Source organism: Hymenobacter glacieicola, from assembly GCF_014640315.1.
Classification (GTDB): Bacteria; Bacteroidota; Bacteroidia; order Cytophagales; family Hymenobacteraceae; genus Hymenobacter; species Hymenobacter glacieicola.
In genome coordinates this window covers 38,468-51,680 of the sequence record NZ_BMGS01000002.1, presented here as the reverse complement: position 1 = coordinate 51,680, position 13,213 = coordinate 38,468, and the positions used below count along the sequence as shown (strand labels likewise).

The 13,213-nt window shown below is 61.2% G+C and carries 10 protein-coding genes; all 10 read left to right on the top strand.

Annotation, left to right across the window (positions count from 1 at the left end; all coding sequences use genetic code 11):
* Nucleotide 1: 1 nt before the first annotated feature.
* The 10 genes from IEW18_RS03255 (at nt 2) to IEW18_RS03210 (ending at nt 13,180) form a co-directional block, all read left to right on the top strand.
* Entirely contained in the window at nt 2-1,525 is a 1,524-nt protein-coding gene (locus IEW18_RS03255; RefSeq protein WP_188556396.1) for a tagaturonate reductase, read from the top strand.
* 78 nt (nt 1,526-1,603) lie between these two features.
* Complete coding sequence (locus IEW18_RS03250) at nt 1,604-3,259, top strand: UxaA family hydrolase (RefSeq protein WP_188556395.1); 1,656 nt, start codon at nt 1,604-1,606, stop codon at nt 3,257-3,259.
* 418 nt (nt 3,260-3,677) lie between these two features.
* On the top strand, nt 3,678-5,114 hold the full coding sequence (gene uxaC / locus IEW18_RS03245) for a glucuronate isomerase (RefSeq protein WP_188556394.1): 1,437 nt from the start codon (nt 3,678-3,680) through the stop codon (nt 5,112-5,114).
* 195 nt (nt 5,115-5,309) lie between these two features.
* The gene (locus tag IEW18_RS03240) at nt 5,310-6,320 is read left to right on the top strand and encodes a sugar kinase (RefSeq protein ID WP_188556393.1); all 1,011 of its coding nucleotides are present in this window, start codon (nt 5,310-5,312) and stop codon (nt 6,318-6,320) included.
* 171 nt (nt 6,321-6,491) lie between these two features.
* Entirely contained in the window at nt 6,492-7,148 is a 657-nt protein-coding gene (locus tag IEW18_RS03235) for a beta/alpha barrel domain-containing protein (protein ID WP_188556392.1), read from the top strand.
* 79 nt (nt 7,149-7,227) lie between these two features.
* Nucleotides 7,228-8,604, top strand: coding sequence for an MFS transporter (locus IEW18_RS03230; protein ID WP_188556391.1), 1,377 nt, complete (start codon nt 7,228-7,230; stop codon nt 8,602-8,604).
* 19 nt (nt 8,605-8,623) lie between these two features.
* Nucleotides 8,624-9,097: a nuclear transport factor 2 family protein gene (locus IEW18_RS03225; protein WP_229728573.1), complete on the top strand. Its 474-nt coding sequence runs from the start codon at nt 8,624-8,626 to the stop codon at nt 9,095-9,097.
* Nucleotides 9,098-9,423: 326 nt separating this feature from the next.
* Nucleotides 9,424-10,464 (top strand): class 1 fructose-bisphosphatase, encoded by a 1,041-nt coding sequence (gene fbp, locus IEW18_RS03220; RefSeq protein WP_188556390.1) that lies wholly within the window; start codon nt 9,424-9,426, stop codon nt 10,462-10,464.
* Between the two features lie 126 nt (nt 10,465-10,590).
* Complete coding sequence (locus tag IEW18_RS03215) at nt 10,591-12,132, top strand: aldehyde dehydrogenase family protein (protein WP_188556389.1); 1,542 nt, start codon at nt 10,591-10,593, stop codon at nt 12,130-12,132.
* Between the two features lie 190 nt (nt 12,133-12,322).
* Entirely contained in the window at nt 12,323-13,180 is an 858-nt protein-coding gene (locus tag IEW18_RS03210) for a hypothetical protein (RefSeq protein ID WP_188556388.1), read from the top strand.
* Nucleotides 13,181-13,213 lie beyond the last annotated feature (33 nt).

Sequence of the window (13,213 nt, the reverse complement as noted above, 5' to 3'; positions counted from 1 at the left end):
CATGCCGCAACTATCCAAACAACTGGTTTCGCAGGCACCCGCGGCTTCTGGGGTGCTGCCCTCGTCCGCCCTGCTGGAACTCCCCGAAAAAGTCCTCCAATTTGGTACCGGCGTGCTGCTACGCGGCCTGCCCGACTACCTCATCGACAAAGCCAACCGCCAGGGCATCTTCAACGGCCGCATTGTGGTCGTGAAAAGCACCGACGGCGGCGACATCGACGCCTTCACCCGTCAGGATGGCCTCTACACGCTGGGCATCCGCGGCATTGAAGACGGCCGCGAGGTGTCGGAAAACGTGGTGTGTTCGGCTATCAGCCGGGTGCTGTCGGCTAAAAGCCAGTGGGCCGACATTGTGGCCTGCGCCGCCAACCCGGAGTTGACAGTAGTTATTTCGAATACTACGGAGGTGGGCATTCAGCTGGTTTCGGACGACATCAGGCAGAGCCCGCCGCAGTCGTTTCCCGGCAAGCTGCTGGCGTTTCTGCTGGCCCGCTACCAGGCCTTCAACGGCGCCAAAGACAAGGGCCTCGTGATTGTGCCCACCGAGCTGATTCCCGACAACGGCACCAAGCTCGAAGCCATTCTGCTGGAGCAGGCCCACCGCAACAACCTTGACGCGGAGTTCATCGACTGGCTGGAAACCGCCAACCAGGTGTGCAACTCCCTCGTGGACCGCATTGTGCCGGGCCACCCCGACCAGGCCACGCAAGCGGCGCTGGAAGCCGAGTTAGGCTACGAGGACGAGCTGCTGACCATGTCGGAAGTATATACGCTCTGGGCCATCGAAGGCGACGCGCGGGTAAAGGAAGTGCTCAGCTTCGAGCAGACCGACGCCGGCGTCATCGTGCAGCCCGACATCAACCTGTTCCGGGAGCTGAAGCTGCGCCTGCTCAACGGCACCCACACCCTGAGCTGCGGCCTGGCTTTCCTGGCGGGCTTCCCGACGGTGCGCGAGGCCATGGACGACGCCAACCTGGCCGGCTTCATCCACAACCTGATGCTGGCCGATCTGCTGCCTGGTATTCCTTATCAAGTGGATGAGAAGATGGGTCAGCGCTTCGGCATGCAGGTGTTGGACCGGTTTCGCAACCCCTCCATTGAGCACAAGTGGCTGTCGATTTCGATGAACTACACGGCCAAAATGCAGATGCGCAACGTGCCCACCCTGCTGCACTACTACCAGAAACTGCGCGCCGTGCCCCACTACATGGCCCTGGGCTTCGCCGCCTACCTGCTCTTTATGCGGGCAACCCGGCAGGAGGGAGGCAAGTGCTACGGCGAGCTGAATGGCGAGTCGTATGAAATTCAGGACGAAAAAGCCGGCTACTTCTTGGACCTCTGGGCCCGCCTGGAGCCGGCCGAGCTCGTCCGCACCGTGCTGCACAACCAGGCCCTCTGGGGCCACGACCTCTCGGCCCTGCCCGGTTTTACGGAGTGCGTCACGCGCTACCTCGAAAAGTTGCTGGAACACGGCGCCCGCGCTACCGTCGCCCACGCCCTGAACCGAGAACTGGCTGTTAGCTGATGGCTGTTAGCCATTAGTTTTCGCCTTCAACCAGACCGTAGCTATCAGCCAATAGCTAATAGCCAATAGCTTAAGATCATGAAACACTTGGTAGCCAAAATTCACCCCGACGATAACGTGCTGGTGGCCCTACAGGACCTGCCCATCGGCACGCCCGTGACCTGGGAGGGCACCACCGTCACAACCACCGATACGATTCCGGCCAAGCACAAGCTGGCCCTGCAGTTCCTGGCTCCCGGCGACCCGGTGCACATGTACGGGGTGCTGGTGGGCACGGCCCGCGAAGCCATCGGGGTAGGGGGGCTGCTGACCACCAGCAACATCCGCCACGCCACCGACAGCTACGACGAGCACCACCAGCGCCGCCAGCAGTGGCAGGCCCCCGACGTAACCCAGTGGCAGGAGCGCACCTTTATGGGCTTCCACCGTCCCGACGGCCAAGTGGGCACGGCCAACTACTGGCTGGTGATTCCGCTGGTATTCTGCGAAAACCGCAACATTCAGGTGCTGGAAGAAGCCTTAGTAAATGACCTTGGCTACGCCCGCCGCAAAAGCTACCAACCCCAGACCCAGGAGCTGATTTCGCTGATGCAAGCCGGTAAATCGGTGGAGGAAATTCTGGCCACCGACCTGCACTCGGCCGAGAACGGCCACCAGAAGCCCCGGCTGTTTCCCAACGTGGACGGCATCCGGTTCCTGACCCACGAGGGCGGCTGCGGCGGTATCCGCCAAGACGCGCAAACCCTGTGCGGTCTGCTGGCCGGCTACATCACCCACCCCAACGTAGCCGGTGCTACCGTGCTGAGCCTGGGCTGCCAGAACGCCCAGGTGAGCATGCTCCAGGACGAAATCAACAAGCGTAGCCCCCACGGGCTCCAGAAGCCGCTCTACATCCTGGAGCAGCAGAAAATCGGGACTGAGGAAGCCCTGGTGAGCACCGCCCTGCGCCAGACGTTTGCCGGTCTGATGCTGGCCAACCAAATCACGCGCCAGCCAGCCCCGCTCAGCAAGCTGTGCATTGGGCTGGAGTGCGGCGGCTCCGACGGTTTCTCGGGCATCTCGGCCAACCCGGCCGTGGGCCACGTCTCGGACCTGCTGGTGGCCCTGGGCGGCTCGGTTATTCTGGCCGAGTTTCCGGAGCTGTGCGGGGTAGAGCAGGAGCTGGTGGACCGCTCCGTGGACACCGCCACGGCTGAGCGGTTCAGCTCCCTGATGAAAGCCTACGCCGACTCGGCCGTGGCCGTGGGCTCGGGCTTCGACATGAACCCCTCGCCCGGCAACATCCGCGACGGGCTGATTACCGACGCCATGAAATCGGCCGGGGCGGCCCGCAAGGGTGGTTCCTCGCCAGTGGTGGCCGTGCTCGACTACCCCGAGCCCGTGACCCAACCCGGCCTGAACCTGCTCTGCACCCCCGGCAACGACGTGGAATCGACGACGGCCGAAGTCGGCTCGGGCGCCACGGTGGTGCTCTTCACCACCGGCCTGGGCACGCCCACCGGCAACCCCATTGCCCCGGTGGTCAAGATTTCCAGCAATACGGCCCTGACCCGGCGCATGCCCGACATCATCGACCTGAACACCGGCACCGTCATCGACGGGGAGGAAACCATTGAGCAAGCCGGCGAGCGAATCCTCGACTACGTGATTCGCGTGGCCAGCGGGGAGGAGGTAGCCGCCGTGCGCCACGGCCAAACCGATTTCATTCCGTGGAAGCGCGGGGTTTCGCTGTAAACAATAGGAAACTGCATAATCCAGAACGTCATGCAGAGCGCAGCGAAGCATCTCGCGTGCTGATACCAGAACGGCTCTAGCGACGCGACACTTCGCGTCTCGGCGTCAGAACAACTAGATCTACCGGTCATTCCGAGCGGAGCGAGGAATCTGGGTTCCGGCTATGAGACTAACCCAGATTCCTCGCTCCGCTCGGAATGACAAGACAAACAACTTCAGCTAGCGCCGAGACGCGAAGTGTCGCGTCGCTAGAGCCAGGCAATTACCCCCAACTTGTTCTTTGCCGACCGGGAACGTTTGCGTAGAAAAACTTGCCGGATGCCGCCAAAAGCGGCCTGTTCTGGTTCCCGCCCGAATACCTTTACTTATCCCGCCACCCACCACGCTGCGGGTACCGCCCACTTCATTCGAGTTGACTATGAAGCCATTTCTCAACGACGATTTCCTGCTGCAAACGGCCACGGCCAGCACGCTCTACCACGAGTATGCCAAGCAGATGCCCATCATCGACTACCATAACCACCTGCTGCCCGACCAGATTTCGGAGGACAAGCAGTTCGATACCATTACCCAGGTGTGGCTCTACGGCGACCATTACAAGTGGCGCGCCATGCGGGCCAACGGCATTCCGGAGCGCTACATCACCGGCGACGCTTCTGATTGGGAAAAGTTCGAGAAATGGGCCGAAACGGTGCCCCAAACCGTGCGCAACCCCCTTTACCACTGGACCCACCTGGAGCTGCAGCGCTACTTCGGCATCACGGAGCTGCTGAATAAAGACAGCGCCCGCCGCATCTTCGACCAGTGCAATGAGAAGCTGCAGACGCCCGAGTACTCGGTGCGCAACCTGCTGCGCCGCATGAACGTGGAAACCCTCTGCACCACCGACGACCCGGCTGACTCCCTGGAACACCACCGCGGCATCCGGGAAAGCGGCTTTGAGGTGCAGGTGCTACCCACCTTCCGCCCCGATAAGGCCATGGCCCCGGAAGACGCCGCCGGCTACAACGCCTACCTCGACAAGCTGGGTCAATCGGCGGCCGTGGACATTAAGACCTACCGCGACCTGGAAACCGCCCTGCGTCTGCGCCATGATTACTTCGCCGCCCTGGGCTGCCGCTTGTCGGACCACGGCCTGGAGCAGATCTACGCCGCCGACTACACCGACCCCGAAATCAGCGCCATCTTCGCCAAGGTGCGGGGAGGGGAGACGCTAGGGGAGCAGGAAATCCTGAAATTCAAGTCGGCCATGCTGGTGCTGCTGGCCGAAATGGACTGGGAGAAAGGCTGGACCCAGCAGTTCCACCTGGGTGCCTTGCGCAACAACAATTCCCGGATGCTGCGCGAGCTGGGCCCCGATACCGGCTGGGACTCCATCGGCGACTTCGCCCAGGGCCGCGCCCTCTCCAGCTTCCTCAACCGCCTCGACGGGCAGGACAAGCTGGCCAAAACCATCATCTACAACCTGAACCCCGCCGACAACGAGCTGATTGCTACCATGATAGGTAACTTCAACGATGGCTCCGTGGCTGGAAAAGTTCAGTTCGGCTCCGGCTGGTGGTTCCTGGATCAGAAGGACGGGATGGAGAAGCAAATCAACGCCCTGAGCAACATGGGCCTGCTGAGTCGCTTTGTGGGCATGCTCACCGACTCGCGCTCCTTCCTGTCGTACCCACGCCACGAGTACTTCCGCCGCGTGCTCTGCAACCTTTTCGGCAACGATGTAGAAAACGGCGAGCTGCCCGCGGATATGGAGCTGCTGGGCGGCATCATCCAGAACATCTGCTATGGCAACGCCAAGCAGTACTTCGGCTTTGCTGTGGTAGCCCAGCCGATTGAAACGGCGCTGGTATAGCCCAGCTAGAGCTAAAAACTAGCTCCCCTCCTCAGCTGAGGAGGGGCCGGGGGTGGTTGACTTGCAGTTGAACATCCCTCTAAAAACTAGCTCTAGCATCTCCCTACCTCATCAACCACCCCCAACCCCTCCTCGTCTGAGGAGGGGAGCTAGCTCTACGTAGCGGCCTTGGATTCTACCTTCTAGCTCCTTCCCATGAAGCAAGTTGTCACCTTTGGTGAAATCATGATGCGGTTGTCGCCGCCGTTGAACTACCGGTTGTCGCAGGCCAGCTCGCTGGAAATTACCTACGGCGGCGGCGATGCCAACGTGGCGGCGGCTCTGGCTTACCTGGGCGTACCGGCGGCTCACGCGGGCTGTTTCCCGGATAATGCCGTGGGGCGGGCGGCGGCCCAGCAGTTCCAGCACCACGGCGTGGACATGCGCCACTGCGTATTTCAGGGCCAGCGCCTGGGCCTGTACTTCCTGGAGGTAGGCGCTTCCTTGCGGGCCAGCCGCATCGTGTACGACCGGTACGATTCGGCTTTTGCTAACCTGCAACCGGAATGGTTTAACTGGGACGAGATTTTCAGCAACGCCCAGCTTTTTCACTGGACCGGCATTACGCCCGCCATATCAGCTTCGGCGGCGCAGGCCACCCAGGAGGCCATTGCCGCCGCCCGGCGGCTGGGCCTCACCGTGTCGGCCGACGTGAACTACCGCCGCAACCTGTGGCAGTACGGGCAGCGCGCCCAGGACGTGATGCCCGACCTGGTGGCCGGCTGCGACCTGGTGGTGTGCACCGAAGGCGACGCCGAGGACCTGTTCGGCATCAAGCCCGAAGCTGGTGCCGAGAACAGCTTCGTGTCGATGAGCCAGCAGCTGATCCGGCGCTTCCCCCAGATTCAGCAGGTTATTGCCACCCGCCGCGAAACGCAAAGCGCATCGCACGAACGGATTAAGGGCATTGCCTTCAGCGGCGGCCAGTACCACGAAACCGAGTTCTTCGATATCAACCCGGTAGTAGACCGCATTGGCGGGGGCGACTCCTTCATTTCGGGCTTCATCTACGGGCAGCTTACGTACCCCACTCTGCAGGAGGCCCTGACGTTTGCTACGGCCGCTTCCGCCCTCAAACACACCATTCACGGCGACATCAACCTGGTGACGCCCGCCGAAGTGGAGCACATCGTGGCCGGCAACACGTCGGGCCGCTTGCTCCGGTAGCGGCTTGAAAAAGAACGTCATGCTTCATCTGGCGTCCGCGCAGCCGGAGGCGTAGTCGAAGCATCTCTACCTCTGGCTAATCATATAGCATTATAGCGAAGCGGTAGAGATGCTTCGACTGCGGCTGCGCCTCCGCTCAGCATGACAACCACAAAACATTAACTTAACCAAATGTCCCGCTTCTCTTCCGCCGCTGCCCTGGAAACCGTACTGCGCTACCCCGTGGTGCCGGTATTTTACCACGCCGATGCAGCTTACACCAAGCGCATTCTGCAGGCCTGCTACGCCGGCGGGCTGCGTGTGTTTGAGTTTACCAACCGCGGGGCCAACGCCTTTGACGTGTTCCAGGAGCTGGTGCCCTTCGTCCGGGAGAACTGCCCGGATATGCTGCTGGGCATCGGCACAATTTACACCGCCGCGGATGCCGAGCGCTTCATTCAGGCCGGGGCCGACTTTGTGGTGCAGCCCTGCCTCACGGCGGAAGTAGCCGAGGTGTGCCGCCAGCACGGTACGCCCTGGCTGCCCGGCACCATGACCATTTCCGAGGTGTACCAGGCTACCCAGCTCGGGGCGGCCCTCGTCAAGATTTTTCCCGGCAACGTGCTCGGGCCGGGTTTCATCAAAAGCCTGCGCGGCCCCATGCCCACGGTGCCCCTGATGGTGACGGGCGGGGTAGAGCCCACCGAAGAAAGCCTGCGCGAATGGTTCACGGCCGGCGTGAACGTAGTGGGCATGGGCTCCCAGCTCTTCAAGAATGCCGAGGATACCGAGGGCCTTCAGCGGCAGATTGCCGGGCTGCTGGCCTTCGTTGAGACGCTAAAAAAGTAGGGTTTCCCGCCTTGCTTTTGCCTTCGGGCGCCCCTTGCCTCCCTTCCCGAGTATCTCCCACCGAATTTCCCCGAACTCGATGATACCAACTCCCACCCAGTCTGCTGCGCCGGCCGCCGTGGCTGCTCCTACCGCTACCGGTATGGGCAAGTACCGCTGGACCATCTGCGCCCTGGTGTTTTTCGCCACTACGGTCAACTACCTCGACCGGGCCGTTATTTCCCTGCTGAAGCCCTACCTCGAAACCGAGTTTCACTGGAACGCCGGCGACTACGCCAACATCGAAATTGCCTTTAAGCTGGCGTACTCCTTCGGGATGCTGGGGGTAGGGCGTGTGATTGATAAGCTGGGCACGAAAATCGGCTACGCCCTTTCCACGTTTCTGTGGAGCCTGGCGGCCATCGGGCACGCCTTTGTCAGCAGCACGTTTGGCTTTAGCGTGGCCCGGGCTTTCCTGGGCGTCACGGAGGCCGGTAACTTCCCCGCCGCCATCAAAACCACCGCCGAGTGGTTTCCGCAGAAGGAGCGGGCCCTGGCGACGGGCATCTTCAACTCGGGCTCCAACGTGGGCGCCATCATCGCCCCGCTGACGGTGCCCTTGATTGCCGAAACCATCGGCTGGAAGTGGGCCTTTATCATCACCGGGGCCATGGGCTTTATCTGGCTGGCTTTGTGGTTCTGGCTCTACGAAGTGCCCGCCCGCCACGCCAAGCTCACCCAGGCCGAGTTCGACTACATTCACAGCGACGTGGACGACCTGGCGGCGGCTTCCATCGAGACCCAGCCCAAGGTATCCTGGTTTAAGCTGCTCACGTTTCGCCAGACCTGGGGCTTCGTGCTGGGCAAGTTCCTGACCGACCCCGTGTGGTGGTTTTACCTGTTCTGGCTGCCCGACTTCCTCAACAAGCAGTACGGCCTGAAGGGCACCGACGTGGCCCTGCCCGTGGCCATGGTGTACATGCTCTCGAGCATCGGCAGCGTGGGCGGCGGCTGGATTCCCTTGAACTTCATCCGCAAGGGCTGGGCGCCTTTCCGGGCCCGCAAAACCAGCATGCTGCTGATTGCCCTCTGCGTGTTCCCGATTGTATTTGCCCAGCAGCTCGGGCAGATTAACATGTGGCTGGCCGTGCTAGTAATTGGCATTGCCGCCGCGGCCCACCAAGCCTGGAGCGCCAACATCTTCACCACTGTATCGGACATGTTTCCGAAGCGGGCCGTGGCCTCCGTGACCGGCATTGGCGGCATGGCCGGCGGGCTGGGCGGCATTCTGCTCTCGGCCCTGGTGCAGAAGCGCATGTTTGTCTACTACGAGGGTATCGGCCAGCTCGACAAGGCCTACTTCATCATGTTCCTGATTTGCGGCGGGGCCTACCTGCTGGCCTGGGTGCTGATGCACTTCTTAGCGCCCACCATGAAGCAAATCAACCTGGATGAAACTGCCCCGGCCGCTCAATAAACCCCCGATTTTCTGCGCTATGAAACAACTGCATCTGCTGCTGACCCTGCTCTGGCTGGCTTTGCCCGCCCTCGCCTTTGCCCAGTCCAAGAAAGACCAGGCGGCGGCCACGGCGGTAGAGGCCCTGGAGCGCCAGCGCTTCGAGGCCCAGGTGAAAAAGGACTACGCCGTGCTAGAGCGGGTATTCTCCGATGACCTGGTTTATACTCACTCTAACGGCAAGCAGAACAACAAACAGGAATACCTGCAGAGCATCCGCGACGGCAAAAGCCAGTACGACAAGATTGACGTGGAGGCCCTGAACGTGCGCGCCTACCACGACGGCAGGACCGCCGTGGTCAACGGCACCATCACCATCACCCTACCCCCCAAACCCGACGGCACCCCCAACTTGGCCCACCTCAAGTACGTGGTGGTGCAGATAAAAGACCCCAAGAAAGGCTGGCAGGTAGTGCTCTGGCAAAGCCAGAAGCAGCCCGAGGCCAAGAGCTAGCCCGGGGCTACCCGGGCCGCGTCGGGACGGAATGGGTGGCGGCTCGGCTTCGCTCCGAACGACCAGCCAGCCCACCTGTCATTCCGACGCAGGAGGAATCTGGGTTCATCCGTCCACCAGCAAACTCAGATTCCTCGCGCTGCTCGGAAGGACAGCCTATGTCAGCAACCGAAGGACAGCGAAGCTAACGACGGGACGCAGGCGGCTGCGTCTCAACCCCTAGCGGCGGCCGCGCTTGGTGGCGCTGCATTTCATATCCTACCAACCTCCCTGCCCGGAATGCGCCCTGTGGGTGTTCGGCGGAGACTTTTGCATCCCTACTACGCATGAATATTTCTACCGAAAACACTATTGCCCAGCCGGTTGGCACAACCCTGGAGCGCTACATCATGCGCAAGCAGGCCGAGTTTCCCTTTGCCAACGGGGAGCTAAGCCAGCTGCTGCGCGACATTGCCCTGGCCGGCAAAATCGTGAACCGCGAAGTAAACCGGGCGGGTCTGACGAGCATCATTGGCAGCATGGGCCAACAGAACGTGCAGGGCGAGGCCCAGCAAAAGCTCGACGTGGAAGCCAACATCCGCTTTATCCGGGCCCTCACCAACGGGGGCGAGGCCTGCGCGGTGCTGAGCGAGGAAGAGGACGACATCATCCATACCGGCAACGCCCAGGGCAAGTACGTGGTGGCCATCGACCCGCTGGACGGCTCCTCCAACATCGACGTGAACATCAGCATCGGCACCATTTTCAGCATCTACCGGCGCGTGACGCCGGTGGGGGAGGCCGCCACGCGCGAAGATTTCCTGCAAGGCGGGCGGCGGCAGGTGGCGGCGGGCTACATCCTGTACGGCTCCAGCACCATGCTGGTGTACACCACCGGCCACGGGGTAGCGGGCTTTACCTACGAAAACTCCCTGGGCGAATTCTTTCTTTCTCACCCCGCCATCACCATTCCTACCTCCGGCACGGTGTTTAGCTGTAATGAAGGCTACTGGTTCGACTACCCCCAGTACGTGCGCGACTACCTGATGCAGTGCAAGCGCGAGGGGCAGAGCGGGCGCTACGTGGGCTCCCTGGTGGCCGACTACCACCGCAACCTGCTCACGGGCGGCATTTACCTGTACCCGCCCACCCGCAAGAACCCTAGTGGCAAGCTGCGGGTACTGTATGAGGCCTTCCCGCTGGCTTTCCTGATTGAGCAGGCCGGCGGCCGCGCCGAGTCGGGCACGGGCCCCATCCTGGATATTGTAGCTACGGAGTTTCACCAGCGCACCCCGCTGTTTGTGGGCTCGCCAGCCCTGGTGGAGCAGTTGTTGGCTGGGGCGGCGGTAGCACCGAAGGAAGAAAGCGTAGAACAAAATCACGCCTAATCTGCTTACTTAGCCCGGTCGGCCCTCTGTAAGGTCGGAACCGTGTTCTAACTGGCCGCGAGCCGGTGCTTTCTCTGTGAGCAACGCCTTGGTACCGGTTGTTGCTATCCTACTACCTTCCCAACCATGCCTAAAATCGTTTCCCCCCAGGTAGAGTTTGGCTACCTGATCAGCCAAACCAAAAACGTAACCCCCGAAATCTTCGCCCCAGACGGCGCAGGCTACTTGAACCTACTGGAAGGCCGTTGGCAGGAGCCCGGCAAGCCCCGTCCGTTCACTTCGCCCGTCGATGGCTCAGAAATCGGGAGCCTGCCCATGCTCGACCACGCCACCGCCCTGCGCGCCGTGGTAGCCGCCAAGCAGGAAGCCGCCGCCTGGGCCGCTACCGACCTGGATGAGCGCAAGCGCCGCGTCCAGGACTGCCTCGACCAGCTCCGCCCGCAAGTGGACCTGATTGGCAAGCTGCTGATCTGGGAAATCGGCAAAACCTTTAAGCTGGGCTTCACCGACATCGACCGCGCCATCGACGGCGTGCAGTGGTACGTGGACAATATTGAGGGCATGCTGGGCCAGCGCAAGCCCCTGGGCCTGGTGAGCAACATTGCCTCCTGGAACTACCCCATGTCGGTGCTCTTGCACGCGGTGCTGGTGCAGGCGCTCTGCGGCAACTCGGTTATTGCCAAAACGCCCACCGATGGCGGCTTTATTTCCCTGAGCCTGGCCTTTGCTATTGCCCGCCGCTGCGGCCTGCCCGTGACGCTGGTGAGTGGCTCGGGCGGGGAGTTGAGCGATGTGCTGGTAAAGCACGAGGCCGTGGATTGCCTGAGCTTTGTGGGCGGGCGCTACAATGGCCGCAACATTGCCGACGCTCTCAGTCAGGAGCACAAGCGCTACATGCTGGAAATGGAGGGCGTGAACACCTACGGCATCTGGAACTACTCCGACTGGACCTCCCTGGCCGACCAGCTCAAGAAAGGGTACGACTACGGCAAGCAGCGCTGCACCGCCTACGTGCGCTTCGTGGTGGAGCGCCGCCTGTTCCCGCAGTTCCTGGAAACCTACTGGAACACCATTAAGGACCTGAAAGTCGGTAACCCGACCCTGGTGGATAACCCCGACGACAAGCTGCCCGACCTGGCCTTCGGCCCCGTCATCAACGCCCGCCAGGCCGAGGACCTGGACCGCCTCTACGCCGACGCCCTGAAAACCGGCGCTACCCCCATCTACGAGGGCAAACTCGACGACAGCCTGTTCCTACCCGGTCAGGATATGTCGGCCTACCGCGCCCCGCGGGCCCTGGTGAACCTGCCGCGTCAGAGTGAACTGTACTTCAAAGAGCCCTTCGGCCCCATTGACAGCATCGTGCTGGTGGATAGGGTAGAGGAGCTGGTTGGCGAGATGAACATTTCGAACGGCGCGCTGGTAGCTGCCGTGGCCTCCGACGACGAGAAGTGGGCCGCCCGCACCGCCCGGGAAGTGCGCGCCTTTAAAGTAGGCCTGAATAAGCTCCGCTCCCGCGGCGACCGGGAAGAGGTGTTCGGCGGCCTGGGCGAATCGTGGAAAGGCGCGTTCGTGGGCGGCGCCCTGCTGGTAGAAGCCGTAACGGAAGGCGAAAAAGCCATTCTGGGCAACTTCCAGGACGCCACCCTGCTGCCCGAGAAAATCTAGTCGCTCAGCAGCCAGGTAAACCAGAAAGGCCACCTGTTTAAAAACGGGTGGCCTTTTTTAATTCATACCCTGTTACGTGCCCAGTGTTATAGCTTAGCTGCCTCGGATATACTTGCTACCTATGCTTCCCAACGGAAAGCCGCGTTATTCCCGGTACGTTCATTGGCCCCCTATCGTAGGAGGGCTGTTCATGCTTCTGCTCGGTGTTTTATTGCTAGGTTATGCTTTTAAACCCTGGCCAGAGTATAGCACCTTGCTGGAGCCCGGTGCACATTCTGCCGGCAGCACATACGCCCTTCGTACTTCCTCGCCCTGCTACCAGTCGCTCACTACGTATGTCTCGGCCGATGGCTCTTATTTCGAAATGGATTCGCCGGTGAAACGAGTATGTGCCGGGGTACTAGGCTTGTTCTCCTTATTACTAGGATGGGTAGTTTGTGTATATGCTTACCAAGCTCGCTTTGCACCCGATTACGGGCAATGGATTCGTGAAGACCGGCCTGAGGCTCCCATTTTTGCAGTAGAAGAGTACCAACTGCGACTAGTCCGACCTTATCCATACCTAGGTTCCGCATTGGCTCATCGTACCCGAATAGCGGCTGATGAGCTAACAGAAGTTCACCCATTAGGCCGATGGGCAGTAGTAGATGATCGTGAGGTAATCTACCTGAAATACAATCAATGGGCGCAGCTAGTGAAGCTGGCGCAAGCCCACCGGATTCCGCTGGTAGACCGGACGTGGCCGTGGCCTCTGCTCACGGCCCCGTTCGCCACCGATTACGACAGCGAAAACGAAGAATCCTACCGGGAACAGCTACTGGAAATGGGCATCAGCACCGCCGATATTCGGGCGGTGCGCTGGCGCATCTATCTGGGGCTGCTTTTTCAGCCCCAGGAATGGAGTTTTCTAACAGGCGATGAACGCCCGCCCTACCACCATACGGAAGTGCTAGACCTAACGGGGTGCACGTTGTGGCCGCGTAAGCGCTGGTATTATCGTACCATGGACTTGATGCTGAAACGCAAACCGAAATTTGATCTAGAATAACGGCGGCTCCTAGAGCTTGTCTTTTCTCTTTTC

Bases quoted from the DNA above. Each gene is read 5' to 3' on its own strand.
- IEW18_RS03225 (WP_229728573.1), top strand. From the start codon at position 8,624: ATGAAACAACTGCATCTGCTGCTGACCCTGCTCTGGCTGGCTTTGCCC.
- IEW18_RS03215 (WP_188556389.1), top strand. From the start codon at position 10,591: ATGCCTAAAATCGTTTCCCCCCAGGTAGAGTTTGGCTACCTGATCAGC.
- fbp (WP_188556390.1), top strand. From the start codon at position 9,424: ATGAATATTTCTACCGAAAACACTATTGCCCAGCCGGTTGGCACAACC.
- uxaC (WP_188556394.1), top strand. From the start codon at position 3,678: ATGAAGCCATTTCTCAACGACGATTTCCTGCTGCAAACGGCCACGGCC.
- IEW18_RS03250 (WP_188556395.1), top strand. From the start codon at position 1,604: ATGAAACACTTGGTAGCCAAAATTCACCCCGACGATAACGTGCTGGTG.
- IEW18_RS03235 (WP_188556392.1), top strand. From the start codon at position 6,492: ATGTCCCGCTTCTCTTCCGCCGCTGCCCTGGAAACCGTACTGCGCTAC.
- IEW18_RS03230 (WP_188556391.1), top strand. From the start codon at position 7,228: ATGATACCAACTCCCACCCAGTCTGCTGCGCCGGCCGCCGTGGCTGCT.
- IEW18_RS03240 (WP_188556393.1), top strand. From the start codon at position 5,310: ATGAAGCAAGTTGTCACCTTTGGTGAAATCATGATGCGGTTGTCGCCG.
- IEW18_RS03210 (WP_188556388.1), top strand. From the start codon at position 12,323: ATGCTTCTGCTCGGTGTTTTATTGCTAGGTTATGCTTTTAAACCCTGG.
- IEW18_RS03255 (WP_188556396.1), top strand. From the start codon at position 2: ATGCCGCAACTATCCAAACAACTGGTTTCGCAGGCACCCGCGGCTTCT.